We start from the raw sequence: 18,711 nt of genomic DNA, 5'->3' as shown, positions 1-18,711 counted from the left end.
GACGGCGTCTTTGCGGCGGAGCCGCATAAAGCTGCAAGCTTGGTCGTCCGTGTTCGGCCATGATCATGACGCAACAAGCTGGGCCTTGAAGCGTTTGAGCCGGCGACACAGTCCCTGCTAGTCTGGGCGTGCGTTGTAACGAGGGGTAAGCGCAGTAGATGGGCGTGCCGGCGGAATTCACCCTGGACGACAAGGACGGCGGCAAGTCCGTCGTGCTTTCCGGGGACTGGACGGCGCGCGGCATGGCCGACGCCGGCCTGCGACTCGCCGAGGCCATGAAGGGCTCGGAATCGTTCGACCTCGACCTGACCGGCATGAACCGCTGCGACACGGCCGGCGCCTACGCCATCATCCGCGCCGCCGACGGCCGGCTGACGGCCGGGAACATCAAGGCGCGCCCCCAGACCCTGCGCCTGCTGGAGCTGGTCGGCGAGGCCACCCAGGCCGAATGCCCGCCCGACAACCGCCTGCACGGCTTTGTCGCCCTGCTCGACCGCATCGGCCGGGGCCTGTTCGACCTGCTGCGCGACGGCTACGGCACGCTGATCTTCCTGGGCCACCTGCTGACCGCCCTGGCCCGCTGCGCGATCAACCCGCGCAAGATTCGCTGGGCGCCGATCATCTCGCTGTCCGAGCGGGCGGGCCTGGACGCCATGCCGATCGTGGCCACCACCACCTTCTTCATCGGCGCGGTCGTGGCCCTGCTGGGCGCCAACCTGCTGACCGACTTCGGGGCCCAGGTGTTCAGCGTCGAGCTGATCGGCGTGTCGGTGCTGCGCGAGTTCAACATCCTGATCACCGCCATCCTGCTGGCCGGCCGCTCGGCCTCGGCCTTCGCGGCCGAGATCGGCTCGATGAAGATGAACCAGGAGATCGACGCCATGCAGGTCATCGGCGTCGACCCCTACGAGGCCCTGGTGCTGCCCCGCTTCGCGGCCCTGCTGATCACCATCCCGCTGCTGACCTTCGTGGCCACGCTCGCCGGTCTCGCCGGCGGCATCGTCGTGGTCTGGGTGGTGCTGGACCTGTCGCCCGGCTTCTTCCTGCAGCGGATGACCGACTATGTCGGCGCCACCCACTTCTGGATCGGCATGTCCAAGGCCCCGGTGATGGCCATGGTCATCGCCGCGATCGGCTGCCGCCAGGGCATGGAGGTCGGCAACGACGTCGAGTCGCTGGGCCGCCGCGTCACCGCCGCCGTCGTCCACGCCATCTTCGCCATCATCCTGATCGATGCGGTCTTCGCCCTGCTCTACATGGAGCTGAACGTATGAAGACGGCCGCCTCCCCCGCGCCCGCCCCGCCCCCCAAGCCGGCCGAATCCGCCCCGCCGATCCAGGTCGACGGCCTGGTCTCGCGCTTCGGCGACAACGTCGTGCACGACAATCTCGACCTCACCGTCGAGCGTGGCGAGGTGCTTGGCGTGGTCGGCGGCTCGGGCACCGGCAAGTCGGTGCTGCTCAACAGCATCATCGGCCTGAAGGTCCCCGACGGCGGCGTCATCCGCCTGTTTGGCGAGGACATGCAGGAGGCCTCGCGCCGCAAGTGGACGGCGCTGGAGCGCCGCTGGGGCGTGCTGTTCCAGCAGGGGGCGCTGTTCTCGAACCTGACCGTGCGCGAGAACGTCGCCGCTCCCCTGTTCGAGCACACCCGCCTGCCCAAGAGCGAGATCCTCGAACTGGCCGACCTGAAGATCGCCCTGACCGGCCTGCCGCCGCGCGCGGGGGCCCTCAAGCCGGCCGAGCTGTCGGGCGGCATGCGCAAGCGGGCGGGCCTGGCCCGCGCCCTGGCGCTGGACCCCGAGCTTCTGTTCCTCGACGAACCCACCGCCGGCCTCGACCCGATCGGCGCGGCGGCCTTCGACGAGCTGATCAAGGACCTGTCCGACAGCCTCGATCTCACGGTGTTCATGATCACCCACGACCTGGACAGCCTCTACACCATCACCGACCGCGTCGCCGTGCTGGCCGACAAGAAGGTGATCGCCAAGGCCCCGGTCGAGGAACTCGAGCACTCCGACCACCCCTGGATCAAGGAATACTTCCTGGGCCCGCGCGGACGCGCGGCCGGGAAAGCCGCTACGGCGAGGAGCCGCTGATGGAAAGAAACGCCAACTACGCCCTCGTCGGGGCGGCCTGCCTGATCCTGTTCATGGGTCTGGTGGTGTTCGTCGTCTGGCTGGCCAAGCTGCAATTCAACAAGGACTACGACCTCTACGACGTGCTGTTCGTCGGGGCGGTGCGCGGCCTGTCGGAGGGCGGCGAGGTGCACTTCAACGGCATCAAGGTCGGCGAGGTCACCAAGATCGAGCTCGACAAGAGCGACCCCAACCGCGTCATCGCCCGCACCCGTCTGACCTCGGACGTGCCGATCCGCGTCGACAGCTACGCCACGCTGGAGCCGCAGGGCATCACCGGCGTCAACTACATCCAGCTGACCGCCGGCACCTCGACCAAGCCGCTGCTCAAGGACACCGTCAAGAGCGGCGAGGTGCCGATCATCCGCAGCCAGCGCAGCGCCCTGTCCGACCTGCTGGAAGGCGGCGGCACGGTGCTGAGCCGCACCATCGAGGCGCTGGACCGCGTCAACCGCGTGCTGTCCGACCGCAACATCAAGACCTTCAGCGCCAGCCTCTCCGACGTCCAGTCGGTCACCGCCGAACTGCGCGAGCGCAAGGAGATCATCGCCGACGCCCAGAAGGCGCTGCAGAGCATCGACGCCACCGCCCAGGAGATCGCCAACCTCTCGCGCTCCACGCAGGGCGTGGTCGACGGCGACGGTCGCAAGGCCATCAAGGACCTCGGCGCGGCCGCCGACGAGATCAAGCTGGCCGCCAAGGACGTGCGCACCATGGTCAGCCGCCTCGAGGGCCCGACCAGCGACTTCGCCTCCACCGGCCTGCCGCAGCTGTCCTCGGCCATCGTCACGCTGCAGTCGGCCGCCGAGTCCCTCGACCGTCTGGTCGGCGAGGTGGAGCAGAACCCGCGCGGCCTGGTGGGCAAGGCCCCGGCCAAGGAAGTGGAGATCAAGCCGTGAGCGCGTCCTTCAAGAAATACGCCTCGGGCCTGGCCCTGGCCGGTCTCGCGCTGAGCCTGTCGGGCTGCATCAGCGTGTTCCCCAAGACCGAGCCCTCGGGCATGTACCGCTTCGGAACCACGTCGCCGGCCGCCACCAAGGGTCCGCCGGGCGCTATGTTCGGCGTGCTCAAGGCCCCGACGGTCTTCACCCGCCCCTCGGCCGGCGACCGCATCCTGACCACCGGCTCCGGCGGCGAGGCGGCCTATGTCGCCGGCGCCCGCTGGATCGCCCCGGCCAGCGTGCAGTTCGACGAGGCCCTGTCGCGGGCCTTCGACGCCGATCCCGGCCGCGCCCGCCTGATCGGCCGCGGCGAGGTGGCCAAGGCCCAGATGGTCCTGCGGCTCGAGGTCCGGGCCTTCGAGGCCGCCTATGTCGACGGCCCCAAGGCCCCGCCCGAAGTGATCGTCCAGGTCCGCGGCGTCATCAGCCGCACCGGCGACCGCGCCCTGGTCGGCGACCAGGTCTTCGAAGCCAAGGTCAAGGCCGCCGACAACCGCGTCGGCCCCATCGTCGCCGCCTTCGACCAGGCCAACGCGAAGGTCATCGGCGACCTGGTGGGCTGGATCAACGCGGCGGGCGCCGGTTTGCCGAAGGAGTAAGGCGCGGCGTCAGAAACCCTCCCCCTTAAGGGGGAGGTGGCCCTGAGGGGGAAGTATCTGCTGAGGTCAGTTCTTCCGCCGACGCCAAGGCCCCCTCCCCCTCAGTCGCTCCGCGACAGCTCCCCCTTCAGGGGGAGCATCTTGGACGAAGGGCCGGAAAGGCCTCTCTAGCCCCTACCCCGCCGCGCGGGCCTTGAAGCCCGCCAGGCGGTCCAGCTTGTCCAGCAGGTAGTCGCTCTCTTCGCGCGACACCGCCTGGGAGGACGTGAGGAAGCGTTGCAGCATGTGTTCCTGGAACCGTTCGCGCTCGCCCGGACGACCGTCGAACTCCATGCCGTGATAGGCGTCGACCCCGGCGCGGAAGGCCGGGAACAGGCGCGATGGCAGGCCGGCCCGCTCGTAGACGGCCTTCAGGCCCAGCGCGCCGGCGTCGTGCACCATCAGCCAGGTGCGGTGATGCGGCACGCCGGCCAGTTCGGCCAGCCCCCATTCGACGAAGGTCATGTGGCCATGGGCCAGGGCCCGCAGCAGCAGCGACGGCGTCAGGCGGCCGACGCGGTTCAGGTGGGTGACGAAGGCCTTCGGATCGGCGGTGCGGCCGGCCTGGTCGACCAGGTCGATGGTCGCCCGCTCCTTGGCGCCGACGATGATCTCCAGCGCCCGCTCGGCCGACAGGGCGTGGTTGTCGAGAATGTGCTCGCGCAGCTGGTCGCCGACCATGTCGATCAGGCGCTCGGTCACCGACAGCGGCAGCACCGCGCGGTACGCGACGGCCTGAAGCACGCTCTCGGACTTGGCGAAGCGGTCCAGCGCCTTCTGCAGGGCCAGATCCGAGAAGCGGGCGTTGTCGTTGGCGCAGACCGCGGCCACGACGTCTTCAGGGGCCTGGTCGACCAGCAGGCCGGTGACCTTGCTCGACAGCTTGGGCCGGCGGGCGACCGCCATCTGGCGGACCGGGCCGCCCAGGCGGATGATCTCGGCCAGGTCGTGATCGGTGAACACCGGCGAGAAGCTGATTACCGGCAGCGACACGCTCTCGACGTCGCGCGCCAGGCGGTTGGCCACGTCCGGCGGCAGCAGCGGCGAGGTCTTCAGCGTCACGGCCAGGGCCCGGCGCACCAGCTCGGCGGCGTCGGCGGCCATGACCCGCAGGATTTCCTGGGCCTGCAGGCGCTCTTCCTCGGAAAGTTCGGCGCGGTCGATCTTGCGGCACAGCCGGTGCGCGGCCAGGGCGCGCTCGTCAGGCGTCGCGCCCTTCACGAGCATGCGGATGTCGTCGTTGGTCAGCGCGGCGCGGGTCGTGGCCATGGGCCTGGCCTTCTGCGAATGGACGGTCGAATCAAAGGATGGGCGGTTAGGCTTAACGATTGTTTGCCCGGAAAGCCCTGTGCATTAACGATACCGCGTAACCACCCGCAAACCGTGCTCGCCTAGCGTCCTCGCCTGAACGCCCGAGGATCCGATTCTTGTTCGCTGAGCGCCGAACCCACGATGTGAAAAGGCCCGGGGCCGACACCGCGCTCGCCCTCGGCGTGCAGGTGGCGCTGCTGCCCTACGCCCTGGCCGTCTTCGCCGTAAGCCTGCCCTTCTTCGTCTGGGCGGGCTCGTTCGCCCGCAACGCGGTGTGGATGACGCTGAGCTTCGCGATCTTCGCCATCAACTGGGGCGTGTTCTACGGGATCAACAACTGGCTGAAGACGCCGAAGGCCGAAGACCTGACCATGCGCCTGCGGCTTCAGGTCGCGGGCGGCCTCCTGTGGGCGCTGGGCGTGGTCCAGATGTCGGCCTTCGCCGACGCCGCCGGACCGATCCGCGAGACCCTGCTGCTGCTGGCCGCGGCCGCCGGCATGGTCTGCATCTTCTTCGCCTCCCCCGTGCCGCAGTGCCTCGTCGTGGTGGCCCCGGTGGCGGCGGCGGGACCGCTATGGGCGCTGTTCAGCCGCCCCGAAAGCCGCCAGACCGGCCTGATGGCCGTCGGGGGCCTGGCCCTGGCGCTGGCCATGGCGCTGATCTTCAACCGCATGCTGCGCCGCCAGCACGCCCTGGCCGTGGCCCACGAGGCTCTGGTCGAGGAACGGATGCGCGTGCTGGAGAGCGCCGAGCGCACCGCCCGCTCCAAGTCCGACATCGTCGCCACTCTCAGCCACGAGATCCGCAACGGCCTGACCGGCGTCACCCACGTGCTGGCCGCCGCCGCCGGCAAGGGCGGACGCGCCGCGCCTTCCCGCGAACAGCTGAACGCCGCTCTCGACGCGGCCCAGGACCTGATCGCGGTGCTCAACGCCACGCTCGACGCCGAAACTGCCGAGTCCGGCCGCCTGGCGGTCGAGACCCAGGCCTTCGAGCCGGTGCGCCTGGTCCGCGACCTCGTCCTGCTGGAACGCCCGCACGCCCTGGCCAAGGGCCTGGAACTGGCCGTCCACGTCGACGCGTCGCTGGAGAACCGGGTGCTGGGCGCGGCCATGGCCGACCCGATGCGCACCCGCCAGATCATCGCCAACCTCGTCGGCAACGCGGTGAAGTACACCGTCCGCGGCCGGGTCGAGGTGCGGATCGAGCCGCGCGGCGACGACCGCATCGCCATCGAGGTCGCCGACACAGGCCCTGGCCTGTCGGCCGAGGAACTGGAGCAGGCCTTCGAGCCCTTCCGCCGCGTGGAGCGCACCGGCGCGGGCGTCAACGGCGCGGGCCTTGGCCTGTCGTTGTCGCGCCAGCTGGCCCGGCTGATGGGCGGCTCGCTGGAGACCAGCAGCGCGCTGGGCGTCGGCAGCTGCTTCACCGTGCTTCTGCCCTATGACGTCGCCTGCCCCTGCCCGCAGGAGCCGGTCGAGGAGACCCTGGCCGCCGCCGATCCGGCCCCCGACGTCCAGCGCAGCCTGCGCGTGCTGATCGCCGAGGACGACGCCCTGAACGCGGCCATGCTGCGCGCCATCCTCGAACAACTCGGCCACCAGGTGGTCCACGCCCAGAACGGCCGCCGCGCGGTCGATCTGGCCAAGGTCTGCGAATTCGACCTCGTCATGCTCGACGGCCGCATGCCGGTGCTGGACGGCCCGCAGACCGCCGCCGAGCTGCGCGCCCTGCCCGGCGCCAGCGGCCAGATGCCGATCATCGCCGTCATCGGCGGCGACGCCGACGAAGCCCGCGAGTGCACCGAGGCCGGCGCCGACACCGTGCTGCGCAAGCCGGTCAGCGTGGCGGGCGTGGCTCGCGCCGTGGCCGACGCCGCCGCCCTTACCCGCCAACCGCGCGCGGAGGCTTCGCGCGGCGCGGCCTGAGAAGGCTTCCCAACGCTCGTTTGACCGCCCATCCTGTCGCCAACGACAAGAACAGAGCGGAGGAAGCGGATGCTGCGGGACCTCAAGGTCGTCGAGCTGGCCACCTATATCGCCGCTCCGGGCGCGGCCGGCATCCTGGCCGACTGGGGCGCCGACGTGGTCAAGGTCGAGTCTCCCGAAGGCGACCCGATGCGCCGCTTCTTCGAGACGATCGGTTCCGACCACGCCGCCAACCCCGTCTTCGAGCTCGACAACCGGGGCAAGCGCTCGATCGTCCTCGACATCCGCACCCCGGCCGGCGCGCAGGCCCTGAAACGCCTCGTCGCCACCGCCGACATCTTCCTGACCAACGTGCGCCCCGCGGCTCTGCGCCGCGCCGGCCTCGACCACGAGACCCTGCGCGCGGCCTTCCCCCGCCTGATCTACGCCAGCCTCACCGGCTACGGCCTCACCGGTCCCGACGCCGACAAGCCGGGCATGGACGTCGCCGCCTTCTGGTCGCGGGCCGGGGTCGGCGCCCTGACCGCGCCCAAGGGCGCCGAGCCCTTCCCGATCCGCACTGGCATGGGCGACCACGTCACCTCGCTGGCCACGGTCTCGGCGATCCTGGCGGCCATTCACGAGCGTCACCGCACCGGCGTCGGGCGGCTGGTCGAGACCTCGCTGCTGCGCACCGGCGCCTACGCCATCGGCTCGGACCTCGCCATCCAGCTGCACTTCGGCAAGCTGGCCTCGACCCGCCCCCGCCGCGAAGCCGTGCAGCCGCTGGCCAACTTCTTCCAGACGAGCGATGGCCGCTGGATCTGCCTGCTGGCCCGCCAGGGCGCGACCGACTGGCCCAGGATCGCCGCCGCCGTCGGCCGGCCCGAACTGGTCGACGACCCGCGCTTCTCCGGCGCCCGGGCCCGGCGTGAAAACACGTCCGCCCTGGTCGACATCCTCGACGAAGCCTTCGGCGCCATGGACTACGAAACCGCCGCCGCCGCCCTCGACGCGGGCGACATCACCTGGGCGCCCTGGCAGACGCCGCGCGACCTGGTCGAGGACCCGCAGGCGCAGGCCGCCGGCTGCTTCGTCGAGACATTGGACGGCCGCCGCTCGCCGGCCGCGCCGGCCCGCTTTTCCGACATCGACGAGGCGCCGCGCACGCCCGCGCCGGCGCTGGGCGCCGACACGGCCGCCGTCCTGGCCGAGCTCGGTTATTCCAAGGAAGAGATCGAGGCCCTGAGGACCTAGCGCGCCTTGCCGCCGGCCGAACCGGCGTTGGCGTCCGACAGCATGCGCAGCATCTCTGCCGAGAACAGGCTGTTGGCCACCCGGCTGACGCCGCCGCCGTCGTCCGAACGCGTGCCGCTGAAGGCGCCCCCATAGCCCTGCGACCCGCGCAGCACGAGGTCCACCACGGCCTTCTGCTGGTCGATGCGGTCGAGGCGCCGACCCGAGGCGTACTGCAGGAAGCCCTCGTTGGTATCCGGTTCACGCTCGCGCACGGTCGGGACGCCACCATTGCCGCCGGCGCTCTTGGTCAGGTTCGCATAGACCTCGCCCACGGTGGCGGCGCGACCGTCGCGATAGAAGATCGAGCGGTTGGCGGCGGCGGCTTCGGGGAACATCGACGCGGCGCTGGCGCCCGGATTGCGGTTGGCCGCCTCGATCAGTCGAGCCGAGCCTTGCGGGCCCAGGAAGTGGGCGGCGTAGAGCTCGCCCGAGGTCGGGCTGCGCCCCACCCGGCCGCGAAGATAGGAGGCATGGTCCGACGCCAGCTCGCCGGCCATCAGCGAGGCGGCGTGCGGGTCGAGCTTGAGGCCCAGAACGGCCTTGCGGGCCTCGTCTCCGGCCACACGGTACTTGCCGTCGGATCCCTGCTGGATCAGGTCGGCATAACGGGCGTAGCCGTACTTGGCGCCGTGCTTCTTCAGCGTGGCCAGCCAGGTCTGGTCGACGAACTGGAACAGGCCCGAGGCCGACGAAGTCCGCGCCTTGGCGGCCGGATTGTAGCCGCTCTCGCGCTTGGCGGTGCCCATCAGGAACGTGAAGTCGACACCAGTCGCGCTCGACGCGCGCTGGATCGCCGACTCGACGACGTTGCGGATGGATTGGACGGCCATGGCCTGAATGTCTGAACCAGCGTGGTTAACGCCGGCTTAACCACGTTTCCGCGTTCGCCGGACCGGCCCGCGACAAGTCGCCCCGCCCCTCTCTCGCGCCCGCGACAAACTGCCACGCTGAAGCTTGCCCCAATTATGCGAGAAACATTGTTTCCATAACGCAACAATGTTACCGCGCGCCAACTTTCGGGGGAAACGATGGCCAGACTCTCGGCCTTGATCTGCGTACACAACGAGGAAGCCCGACTGGCCGAATGCCTGTCGCGTCTGGCCTTCGCCGATGAATTGGTGGTCGTGCTCGACCGCTGCACCGACGGCTCGGCGGCGATCGCCAAGCAGTACGGCGCGGTGCTGGTCGAAGGCGCGTTTCCGCTGGAGGGCCCCCGCCGCGCGGCCGGCGCCGCCGCCGCAACCGGCGACTGGATCCTCGAGATCGACGCCGACGAATATGTCAGCCCCGAGCTCGCCGCCGAAGTGCGCGCCGCCGTGGCGTCCGGCCAAGGCGACTGGCGGCAGATCCCCGTCGACAACTATATCGGCCCGCGACTGGTGAAGTACGGCTGGGGCGGCTCGTTCGGCACCACTTCGGTGGCCCGTCTCTTCCGACGCGGCGTCAAGAGCTGGGGAACCCAGCGCGTCCATCCATCGGTGAAGTTCGTCGGCGAGGCCGGTCCGTCGCTGCGCACGCCGATCCGCCATGAGGTCGACGACAACATCTCCGACATGCTGCGCCGCCTCGACCGCTACACCGAACTGCGCGCCAAGGATCTGGCCGAGACCGGCGAGTGGCCGGGCCTGGGCCGCAACGCCTTCCGCGGCGTGCGGCGTTTCTACAAATGCTACGTCTCGCGCCAGGGCTGGCGCGAAGGCGGCTGGGGCTTCCTGATCGCGCTGATGGCGGCGATCTATCCGCTGCTGTCGGTGCTGCGCATGCAGCTGGAAGTGCGCGGCACGGCCTCGATGGTCCAGGACCCGACGGCGGTCTGCGCCGAGGCCGTGGCCTCGACCTCCCCGCTGGCCTGATGCTTCAAGCCCTGCTGCTGTCGCGCGAACTGGCCCGCTGGCGCGCGGCCGGGCGCCGCGCCCGCCTGTGGTGGCGCGACGACGACGCCCGCACGCCCGGCCCGGCGCTGGAGCGGCTGCTGGCCCACGCCCTGGCCTTCGACGCCCCCCTGACCCTGGCGGTCATTCCCGACGGCGACCGCGCCGACCTCGCAGAACGCCTCGCCACCGTGCGCGGCGTACGGGTGGTGCAGCACGGCGCCGACCACGTGGATCGCAGCGCCGGCGGCGGCGCCTTCGAGTTTCCGCCCGAGCGCACCGCCGACGAGATCGCCGCCGCCCTGCGCGATGGCTGGACCCGGCTCGCCCCCCTGCCCGGCGCGCTGAAACTGTTCACCCCACCCTGGAACGCGGTTCACCCCCGCCTGACCGACGCCCTGGCCAACGAGCGTTACGTCGGCTGGAGCGCCTGGTCGGAGGTCGCCCCCGAAGCCGCCCCGCCGCGCATCGACACCCATCTGGACCTGCTGCGCTGGAACCCGGCTCCGCGCTTCAGGGGCAAGGCTCGCCTGACCTCGCAGCTACGCCGCCAACTGGCGCGCCGCCGGAAGGCCGGGACCTGGGACGCGCCGATCGGCCTGCTGACCCACCACCTCGACCACGACGAGGCGGCGTGGAAGTGGCTTGCAGGCTTGATGCGCAAGGTCCGTCGCCATCCCGTCCTGACCTGGAGCGACCTGGGCGACCTGCTGCCGGAGACCGGCCGACCACAGTAGATTTTACGAACGTCATTTTATCTGTTTACGAGCGTCATTTTCCGTGACAGCGTCAAGACGTCGACACCGATCGACGCCGCTTCACGGAGGTCGCCATGATCGCCCAACCCGCCGACTTCAACCCGCGCATCGCCGGCCTGGACCGCGACGAAAAGCGCAAGCTCTCCAAGGGCCTGGTCTTCGCCCTGGCGCTGTCGGGCGCGGCCCACGTGGCGGTGCTGGCCTATGTCGCGGTTCAGAAGTACGGCGGCCTGCCCGAGCGGATCGAGCCGGGCAACATCATCATCAGCCCGCCGTACACCCCGCCCAAGCCCCCGCCTCCTCCGCCGCCGGAAAAGGCCGAACGGGTCCCGCCCAAGGCCAGCAACCCGCTGCCGGTCCGCCAACCGGTCCCCACGACCCAGACGCAGACCGAGCCGCTGGTCACGCCGATCCCCAAGGATCCCGGCCCGTTCAAGCCGAGCGAGCCGGTGACGCTGGACGAAGGCCCGCCGGCCCCGCCCGCGCCGCCGACGGTCGCGCCCCGGGTCATCACCCGGGCGACCTGGCTGCGGATGCCCAGCGCCGACGACATGTCGCGCTACTACCCCGAAAGCGCCCAGCGGCGCGGGGTCTCGGGCGGGGCGACGCTGAACTGCGCGGTCACCGCCAAGGGCACGGTGGAGAACTGCGTGGTGGCGGCCGAGAGCCCGGCCAGCGAAGGCTTCGGCAATGCGGCTCTGAAACTGTCGCGGTTCTTCAAGATGAAGCCGCAACTCGAGAACGGCCAGGCGGTCGACGGCGCGCAGGTAAGGATCCCCATCCGCTTCAACGCCGCCGACTGACCCGGCCGCCGACGCCCGCTCCCTGCGTATCCTTGGGGGCGGGCGTCGGGGTTAGTAGCTCTTGGGCAGGCCCAGTACGCGCTCGGCGATGAAGTTGAGGATCATCTCGCGGCTGACCGGCGCGATGCGGGCGATCATCGCCTCGCGGAAGTAGCGTTCGACGTCGTATTCCTTGGCGTAGCCCATGCCGCCATGGGCCAGCACCGAGGCCTCGCAGGCCGTGAAGCCGGCCTCAGCGCCCAGGTACTTGGCGGCGTTGGCCTCGGCCCCGCAATCCTTGCCGGCGTCGTAGAGCGCGGCGGCCTTGAAGGCCATCAGGTTGGCCGCCTCCAGTTCCGCCCATGACCTGGCCAACGGATGGGCCACGCCCTGGTTCTGGCCGATCGGGCGGCCGAACACCACGCGCTCCTTGGCGTAGGTCGCCGCCTTCGCCAGCGCCGCGCGTCCCAGGCCGATGGCCTCGACCGCGAACAGCACCCGCTCGGGGTTGAGCCCATGCAGCAGGTACTGGAAACCCTTGCCCTCCTCGCCCACCAAGTCCTCCTGGGGCACGAACAGGTCCTCGATGAAGAGCATGTTACACTCGACCGCCTTGCGCCCCATCTTCGGGATCGGCTTGGCCTCGATCTGCTCGCGGTCGGTGTAGAACAGGCTCAGGCCCCCGGTGGGCTTGGCGCACTGGTCCTTGGGCGTGGTGCGGGCGATGATCAGGATCTTGTTGGCCCGCTGGGCGCCGGTCGTCCAGATCTTGCGGCCGTTCAGGCGATAGCCGCCGTCGACCTTCTCGGCCTTCGTCTCCAGGCTCGAGGTGTCCAGGCCCGAATTGGGCTCGGTGACGGCGAAGCACATCTTGTCCTCGCCCGAGATGATCCGCGGCAGCAGGCGCTCGCGCTGCTCGTCGGTCCCGAACTTCACCAGCGGCATCGGGCCGAAGATGTTGAGGTGGATGGCGCTGGCGCCGGAGAAGCCCGCGCCCGACTGGGCCACGGTCTGCATCATCACGGCCGCCTCGGTCAGGCCAAGGCCCGCCCCGCCGACGCTTTCGGGCATGGCCACGCCCAGCCAGCCGCCTTCGGCGATGGCGGCGACGAATTCCTCGGGGAAGTTTCCGGTCTCGTCGGTCCGTCGCCAGTATTCGTCGTCGAAGGCGGCGCACACCTTGGCCACGCCTTCGCGGATCGCTTCCTGCTCGTCGGTCAGCCAGAAACCGGCCATGTCGTCCCTTCCCTGCGCTTCGTCGTTCTTTATCTAGCCTTCGAAACGCCGTGGATCGAAGGCGGCCGCGTCCTCTCCGGGATCGGCGTCCGTCAGATACGCCGCGACCATGTCGGCCACAAGCGGAGCGAGCAGCCAGCCGTTGCGACGAGCGCCGGCCGCCAGGATCACGCCCGGAACCCGGCTCTCGCCCACCAGCGGCAGGCCATCGGACGTGGAGGCCCGCACGCCGACCTCGATCACGGCCCGCGCGCCCGCCAGTTCCGGCCGAAGCGCCTCGGCGGCGATCCGCAGCGGCTCGACCACGTCTGGATCGGGCTCGCGATCGTCGCGCCCCGCCTCCATCGTCGCGCCCACCGCCGGTCTCGGACCGGGCGCGACATAGACGCCCTTGCCGCGCAGCACCGGGCCGCCGGCCATGGGCGTCTCCAGGCGCAGGATCTGGCCCTTGATCGGCGTCAGCGCCGAAAGCTCCGGCGCCAGTCCCCGGCCGCCGCCACCCGTGGCGACCACCAGCGTGTCGAAGGCCAGAACCTCGCCGTCGTCCAGGGTCGCGCGTCCTTCGGAGAAGCCGACCACGCCCCGGGCATCGAACGTCGCGCCGGACGCGATCACGGCCTCGCGCAGGGTCGCCAGCGCCAGGCGCGCGTCGAGGCGCCAGTCCTCGTCGCTGAACAGGCCGCTCGGCGTGCGTTCGAACCGCGCACCGGCCTCGACCAGCGCCGCCTCGACCTCGGCCAGGAAGCCTGCGTCTCCCTCGATGGCCAGACCGCCACGATCGATCGCGATCCCCAGGTCCTGAGCGAAGGCCGTCCAGCGTTCGCGCGCCCGGCGCAGCACCGGCAGGTGGCTGCGCGAGACCTTGTCGAACACCGCCTCGGCGGCGGGCGCCAGCATGCCCGCGGCGACGCCCGAGGCGTTTTCACCGGGCGGCGCGGGGTCGAACACCGTCACCGCGAACCCGAGTCGCGAGAGAATCAGCGCCGTCGCCGAGCCGAAAGCGCCGGCTCCGGCGATCGCGACGCGCGCGCCTGACTGCAAAATCATGGGCGGCAGACACCGCCCGGCGGCCGAAAGGTCAAGTCCGAATGCCTTTCTGTCGGCGGACCGACGCAAGGGTGCGGCATTTGTGTCGTCTTAGCGACATGCGACGTCGAGGCGAGGTGACGGAATACGATCAGCGGTCTATTCTCGACCATAAACAACCGCGCCACGTGCACCGCTACGGTCCGACCGGAGCCGAGGACGAGAACACCATGACCCAGAAGCCCACCGCCGAAGTCGCTCACCCCGTCGATATCTATGTCGGCGCCCGCATGCGGATTCGGCGCAAGGTTCTCGGCTTGAGCCAGACGCAGCTCGCCGACGCCCTGGGCATCACCTTCCAGCAGATCCAGAAGTACGAGCGCGGCGCCAATCGCATCAGCGCCAGCAAGCTGTACGACGCGGCGCGCCTGCTGCAGTCGCCCGTCTCATACTTCTTCGACGGCCTGGAAGAGACCGACAACGGCGAGGACGACGGCGTCGCCCAGCGCATGACCCAGTTCGTGGCCACGCCCGAGGGCCTGGAACTGGCCGACCTGTTCCCCCGCCTCAACGACCGGCGCCTGCGCCGCCGCGTGGTCGACCTGGTCAAGGCGATGGTCGACGACGAACCGGCCTGACCGCCCTCTTCTCTTTCGATCTTCCGATCACGCGCCTCATCCCTCGCGGAGAGGCGCGTTTTCGTTTGTGCGCCACCCTCTGCTTCAATAGGCCGCAGCGCGCGGATACCAACGTTCAGTAGATGTGAAGGCGTATCGGGTCAGGTTATCGACCTGAGATAGCGGCGTCCCGAACATGCTCGAAACCGATCGCCTGGCGGCCCTGGCCTCCTACCGCATCCTCGACACGGCTCCCGAGCCGGCCTTCGACCGGCTGACCGGCTTCGCCGCCGAGCTGTTCGACGCGCCGATCGCCCTGATCTCGCTGGTCGACGAACACCGGCAGTGGTTCAAGTCGCGATACGGCCTGGCCGCGGAGTCCACTCCGCGCGAAATGGCCTTCTGCGCCCACGCCCTGCGCCAGGAGCCGCATTCGGTGATGGTCGTCGAGGACGCCACCGCCGATCCCCGCTTTAACGCCAATCCGCTGGTCACCGGCGCGCCGGATATCCGCTTCTACGCCGGCGCCGTGCTCAGCGACCGCGACGGCCATAACCTGGGCACGCTGTGCGTCATCGACACCGCGCCCCGCCCCCGCCCCTCCGAGGAAGACCTCGACCGCCTGCGCATGCTGGCCGACGCCGTGGTCGCCCGGATGGAGAAGGGCCGGGCCGAACGTCACATGGTAGAGCAGCGCCGCATGCTGGCCATGACCGAGGCGATCTCGGGCGTCGGGCACTGGCGCTGCGACCTCGTCAACCAGACCATCAGCTGGTCGGACGAGGTCTATCGGATCTACGGCCGCGACCCGGAGACCTTCACGCCGACCTTCGGGAACTGGCTGCAGATGTACCACCCCGACGATCGGGCGGCCGCCGAGGCCCGCGCCCGCCAGGTGGTGGTCGAGCGCGCGGTCCTCGAGCACGAGCTGCGCCTGCTGCGGGCCGACGGCTCGGTGCGCCAGGGTCATTCGCGCGCCACCTGCGAACTGGACGAGGACGGCCGCGTGATCGCCGTCTTCGGCGTGCTGCGCGACATCACCGACGAACGCGCCCTGCGCCGCAAGCTGGAGGCCAGCGAGGCCCGCGCCCGGCGGGTGATCGCCGACGCCTACCAGGCCATCGTCACCATGGACGAGGCCGGCGTGGTCACCGACTGGAACCGTTTCGCCGAACGCACCTTCGGCTGGACCGCCGCCGAGGCCCAGGGCCGAAGGCTCTCCGACCTGATCATCCCCGCCGGCTTGCGCCAGGCCCACGACGAGGGCCTGACCCAGTTCCTCGCCACCGGACGCGGCGCCGTGCTCGACCAGCGCATCGAGATCTCGGCCCAACGGCGTGATGGCGAGGTCTTTCCGGTCGAACTGGCGATCAGCGCCGCGCGCAGCGCCGACGGCTGGCAGTTCACCGCCCTGATGCACGACATCAGCGCCCGCAAGGCGCAGATGGAGGAGTTCGAGACCGCCTTCCATCACGCCTCGGTGGGCATGGCCCTGGTCACGCTCGACGGGGCGTTCAACAAGATCAACGCCGCCTTCTGCGACATCGTCGGCTACGACGAGGCCGAGATGCTGGTGACCGACTTCCAGACGATCACCTACCCCGCCGACCTCGACAAGGACCTGGCCCTGCTGGGCAAGCTACTGGCCGGCGAGATCCCCAGCTACGGCATGGACAAGCGCTATATCCACAAGGAGGGCCGCATCGTCTGGGTCCACCTTTCGGTGTCGCTGGTCCGCGCGCCCGACGGCTCGCCCAAGCACTTCATCGCGCAGGTCCAGGACCAGACGGCCCGCGTCGAGGCCCAGGAAGCCCTCGAGCACCAGACCCTGCAACTGGCGGCCATGGCCACCCAGCTGGCTTCCGCCCGCGACGCCGCCGAGGAAGCCAACCACGCCAAGGCCGAGTTCCTGGCCAATATGAGCCACGAACTGCGCACGCCGCTGAACGGGGTGATCGGCTTCTCGCGCCTCCTGGCCGAGAGCCCGAACCTCGCCGCCGAGGACCGTAGACGGGCCGAACGGGTGCGCGGCGCCGGCGAGGCCCTCAACGCCCTGATCAACGACATCCTCGACTTCTCCAAGCTCGAGGCCCGCGCCGTCACCCTGGAAAGCGCGCCCTTCGCCCTGAAGGAGATGCTGGTCGAGACCACGGCCATGGTCGAGCCCCAGGCCGACGAGCACCAGGTCGACCTGCGCATGGTCGGAGACCTCGACGGCTGGTACGTCGGCGATCGCCACCGCCTGCGCCAGATCCTGCTGAACCTGCTGTCCAACGCCGTGAAGTTCACGCGCCATGGCTCGGTGACCACCCAGGTCGAGGTCCTCGGCCAGGCCGACGGCCGCGCGAGCCTGCGCATCAGCGTCGTCGACCAGGGCGTCGGCATCTCGCCGGACAAGCTGGACCGCCTGTTCAAGCGCTTCTCCCAGACCGACAGCTCGATCACCCGCACCTTCGGCGGCACCGGACTGGGACTGGCGATCTCGCGCGAGCTGGTCGAGCTGATGGAGGGCCGCATCTGGGTGGAGAGCGAGCTTGGCGAAGGTTCGACCTTCGCCTTCGAGATCGCCCTTCCCCTGGCCGCGTCCCCGACCGCCGTCGCGCCGGCCGAGACGACCGGACGCGCCGCCTTCCCCGGCCGCCGGATCCTGCTGGTCGACGACGTCGAGCTGAACCGCGAGCTGTTCCGCGAACTGCTGGGCCGCCGCGGCTGCGTGGTCGAGACGGCCGACGACGGCGCCCAGGCGGTCAAGGCGCTGGAGCGCGCCGGTTTCGATCTCGTCCTGATGGACGTGCACATGCCGGTGGTCGACGGCCTGACGGCCACGCGCGAGATCCGCCGGCGCGGCCTGACCACGGCCCCGATCGTGGCCCTCACCGCCAGCGGCGCGCCCCAGCAGATCGCCGCCTGCCTGGAGGCCGGCATGGTCGGCCACCTGCTGAAGCCGCTCAGCGAACGCGACCTCGACCAGGCCCTGGCCCTGCACCTGGCCAACGCCGCCGCCATGGCCGCCCCCGGCGACGAAGCCGAAGACGAAGCCGCCGCCCGCGACGCCCTGGCCGCGGCCATGGGCCCGGCCCGGGTCGCGCGCCTGGCCGGCATGCTGCGCCAGCAGCTGGTCGAACGCTTCCTGGACGACAGCCCCGAGGCCCTGCGCGAGGACGCCCACAGGCTGGCCGGCTCGGCCGGCATCCTCGGCTTCATGCGCCTGTCGCGCGACGCCGCCGAGTTGGAGACCGCCTGCATCGAGGGCAGGCCCCTGGCCGCGCCCCTGGAACGCCTGCGCCAGGGCGTGCGCCGCGCCGTGGCCGATCTCGACGCCTGGATCGAGGACCTGTCGCGCCAGGCCGCCTGATTTCGCCGCAATCGGCCTACAAACGGAAATACAGCGCAGACCTCGTCGCGCTATAGTGGTGGCCGGTCCGATCAGGAGGCCTTCGACATGCAACGCTCCGTTCTTCTCGCCTGCGCCCTTGGCCTGGCCGCCGGCCTCGCCGCGCCGGCCCTGGCGCAGACCCCGGCTCCGGCCGGCAAGGCCAAGTCCGGCACAGCCGACCGCTGCTTCTTCGCCGACCAGATCCGCGGCTACCAGGTCGTCGACGACCGCACGCTCAATGTCGATCTCGGCCGCAAGGAAGCCTTCCAGCTGACCCTGCTGAACACGCCCTTCGACCTGGACGTCGCCAACCGCATCGGCATCAAGTCGCGCGGCGGCTCGTGGATCTGCTCGCCGCTCGACGCCTCGGTGATCGTGCCCGAGGTCACGGGGTCCTCGCGCAGCTATCGCGTTTCGGCGATGCGCAAGCTGACGCCCGAGGAATACGCCGCCGCCTGGCCCAGCGTGAAGTCCAAGAAGCCCAAGTCGTAGGCCCTCCTCCGGCCACGCCCGAAAACGCTTGCCCCGCCTGGCGAGGCGGCGACATCTAGAGCGTGGCCGCAGCGGCGTCGGGATCGGCGACGACGGCCGGGGAGGCCATCGATGATCCCGCAGACGAACCCCGCCGGAGGCGCGCCGCCTCGCCAGGGGCCTTGGTACACCCACCTCTACGTCCAGGTGCTGGTCGCCATCGTGGCCGGGGCCCTGATCGGCCACTTCTGGCCCAAGTTCGGCGCCGACCTGAAGCCGCTGGGCGACGCCTTCATCAAGCTGGTGAAGATGGTCATCGCCCCGGTGATCTTCCTGACCGT

General features: G+C 70.2%; 17 protein-coding genes. 13 read left to right on the top strand and 4 right to left on the bottom strand.

Annotated elements, in window-relative coordinates; genetic code table 11:
* Positions 1-158 precede the first annotated feature (158 nt).
* The 4 genes from V6S85_RS18990 to V6S85_RS18975 are packed head-to-tail and all read left to right on the top strand — an operon-like array spanning position 159 to position 3,677.
* Complete coding sequence (locus V6S85_RS18990; RefSeq protein WP_116567237.1) at positions 159-1,274, top strand: MlaE family ABC transporter permease; 1,116 nt, start codon at positions 159-161, stop codon at positions 1,272-1,274.
* Complete coding sequence (locus V6S85_RS18985; protein ID WP_334349914.1) at positions 1,271-2,098, top strand: ABC transporter ATP-binding protein; 828 nt, start codon at positions 1,271-1,273, stop codon at positions 2,096-2,098. Before V6S85_RS18990 ends, V6S85_RS18985 begins: the two co-directional genes overlap by 4 nt.
* The gene (locus V6S85_RS18980) at positions 2,098-3,036 is read left to right on the top strand and encodes an MlaD family protein (protein ID WP_116567234.1); all 939 of its coding nucleotides are present in this window, start codon (positions 2,098-2,100) and stop codon (positions 3,034-3,036) included. The genes V6S85_RS18985 and V6S85_RS18980 overlap by 1 nt, the downstream gene beginning before the upstream one ends.
* Positions 3,033-3,677 (top strand): ABC-type transport auxiliary lipoprotein family protein, encoded by a 645-nt coding sequence (locus tag V6S85_RS18975; protein WP_334349913.1) that lies wholly within the window; start codon positions 3,033-3,035, stop codon positions 3,675-3,677. The genes V6S85_RS18980 and V6S85_RS18975 overlap by 4 nt, the downstream gene beginning before the upstream one ends.
* 174 nt (positions 3,678-3,851) lie before the next feature.
* On the opposite strand, the gene spbR is transcribed toward V6S85_RS18975, so the two are convergent.
* On the bottom strand, positions 3,852-4,985 hold the full coding sequence (gene spbR / locus V6S85_RS18970) for a pole-localized protein SpbR (protein WP_334349912.1): 1,134 nt from the start codon (positions 4,983-4,985) through the stop codon (positions 3,852-3,854).
* Between the two features lie 158 nt (positions 4,986-5,143).
* Here spbR and V6S85_RS18965 point away from each other — a divergent pair, with 158 nt between their 5' ends.
* The gene (locus tag V6S85_RS18965; RefSeq protein WP_116567229.1) at positions 5,144-6,955 is read left to right on the top strand and encodes an ATP-binding protein; all 1,812 of its coding nucleotides are present in this window, start codon (positions 5,144-5,146) and stop codon (positions 6,953-6,955) included.
* Positions 6,956-7,024: 69 nt separating this feature from the next.
* Positions 7,025-8,191, top strand: coding sequence for a CaiB/BaiF CoA transferase family protein (locus V6S85_RS18960; RefSeq protein ID WP_334349911.1), 1,167 nt, complete (start codon positions 7,025-7,027; stop codon positions 8,189-8,191).
* Here V6S85_RS18960 and V6S85_RS18955 read toward each other — a convergent pair.
* Positions 8,188-9,063 (bottom strand): lytic transglycosylase domain-containing protein, encoded by an 876-nt coding sequence (locus V6S85_RS18955; RefSeq protein WP_334349910.1) that lies wholly within the window; start codon positions 9,061-9,063, stop codon positions 8,188-8,190. The two genes, V6S85_RS18960 and V6S85_RS18955, sit on opposite strands and share 4 nt — an antisense overlap.
* A 198-nt stretch (positions 9,064-9,261) precedes the next feature.
* Here V6S85_RS18955 and V6S85_RS18950 point away from each other — a divergent pair, with 198 nt between their 5' ends.
* From V6S85_RS18950 to V6S85_RS18940, 3 genes are all read left to right on the top strand, one after another.
* A complete protein-coding gene (locus V6S85_RS18950) occupies positions 9,262-10,086 on the top strand; it encodes a glycosyltransferase family 2 protein (RefSeq protein WP_334349909.1) in 825 nt (274 codons plus the stop codon).
* Entirely contained in the window at positions 10,086-10,841 is a 756-nt protein-coding gene (locus tag V6S85_RS18945; protein ID WP_334349908.1) for a polysaccharide deacetylase, read from the top strand. Before V6S85_RS18950 ends, V6S85_RS18945 begins: the two co-directional genes overlap by 1 nt.
* 95 nt (positions 10,842-10,936) lie before the next feature.
* The gene (locus V6S85_RS18940; protein WP_334349907.1) at positions 10,937-11,665 is read left to right on the top strand and encodes an energy transducer TonB; all 729 of its coding nucleotides are present in this window, start codon (positions 10,937-10,939) and stop codon (positions 11,663-11,665) included.
* Between the two features lie 51 nt (positions 11,666-11,716).
* Here V6S85_RS18940 and V6S85_RS18935 read toward each other — a convergent pair whose 3' ends face one another.
* Together V6S85_RS18935 and V6S85_RS18930 are read right to left on the bottom strand one after the other, a co-directional pair.
* On the bottom strand, positions 11,717-12,880 hold the full coding sequence (locus V6S85_RS18935) for an acyl-CoA dehydrogenase family protein (protein WP_116567217.1): 1,164 nt from the start codon (positions 12,878-12,880) through the stop codon (positions 11,717-11,719).
* A 33-nt stretch (positions 12,881-12,913) separates the two neighbouring features.
* Entirely contained in the window at positions 12,914-13,927 is a 1,014-nt protein-coding gene (locus V6S85_RS18930; protein ID WP_334349906.1) for an NAD(P)/FAD-dependent oxidoreductase, read from the bottom strand.
* A gap of 209 nt (positions 13,928-14,136) precedes the next feature.
* On the opposite strand from V6S85_RS18930, the gene V6S85_RS18925 reads away from it, so the two are divergent.
* From V6S85_RS18925 to V6S85_RS18910, 4 genes are all read left to right on the top strand, one after another.
* Entirely contained in the window at positions 14,137-14,544 is a 408-nt protein-coding gene (locus V6S85_RS18925) for a helix-turn-helix domain-containing protein (protein WP_058350643.1), read from the top strand.
* A 175-nt stretch (positions 14,545-14,719) separates the two neighbouring features.
* The gene (locus tag V6S85_RS18920) at positions 14,720-17,878 is read left to right on the top strand and encodes a PAS domain S-box protein (RefSeq protein ID WP_334349905.1); all 3,159 of its coding nucleotides are present in this window, start codon (positions 14,720-14,722) and stop codon (positions 17,876-17,878) included.
* Between the two features lie 87 nt (positions 17,879-17,965).
* The gene (locus V6S85_RS18915; RefSeq protein ID WP_116567211.1) at positions 17,966-18,391 is read left to right on the top strand and encodes a DUF6491 family protein; all 426 of its coding nucleotides are present in this window, start codon (positions 17,966-17,968) and stop codon (positions 18,389-18,391) included.
* 111 nt (positions 18,392-18,502) lie between these two features.
* Positions 18,503-18,711 (top strand): cation:dicarboxylate symporter family transporter (locus V6S85_RS18910; RefSeq protein WP_334348564.1); only part of this gene is annotated, 209 nt, incomplete at its 3' end.

The sequence above is a fragment of the Caulobacter sp. CCNWLW153 genome (genome assembly GCF_036889365.1).
In the GTDB taxonomy this organism is placed as follows: domain Bacteria; phylum Pseudomonadota; class Alphaproteobacteria; order Caulobacterales; family Caulobacteraceae; genus Caulobacter; species Caulobacter radicis.
Note: the sequence above shows the minus strand (reverse complement) of the source record. Positions and strands in the feature narration are given on the sequence as shown.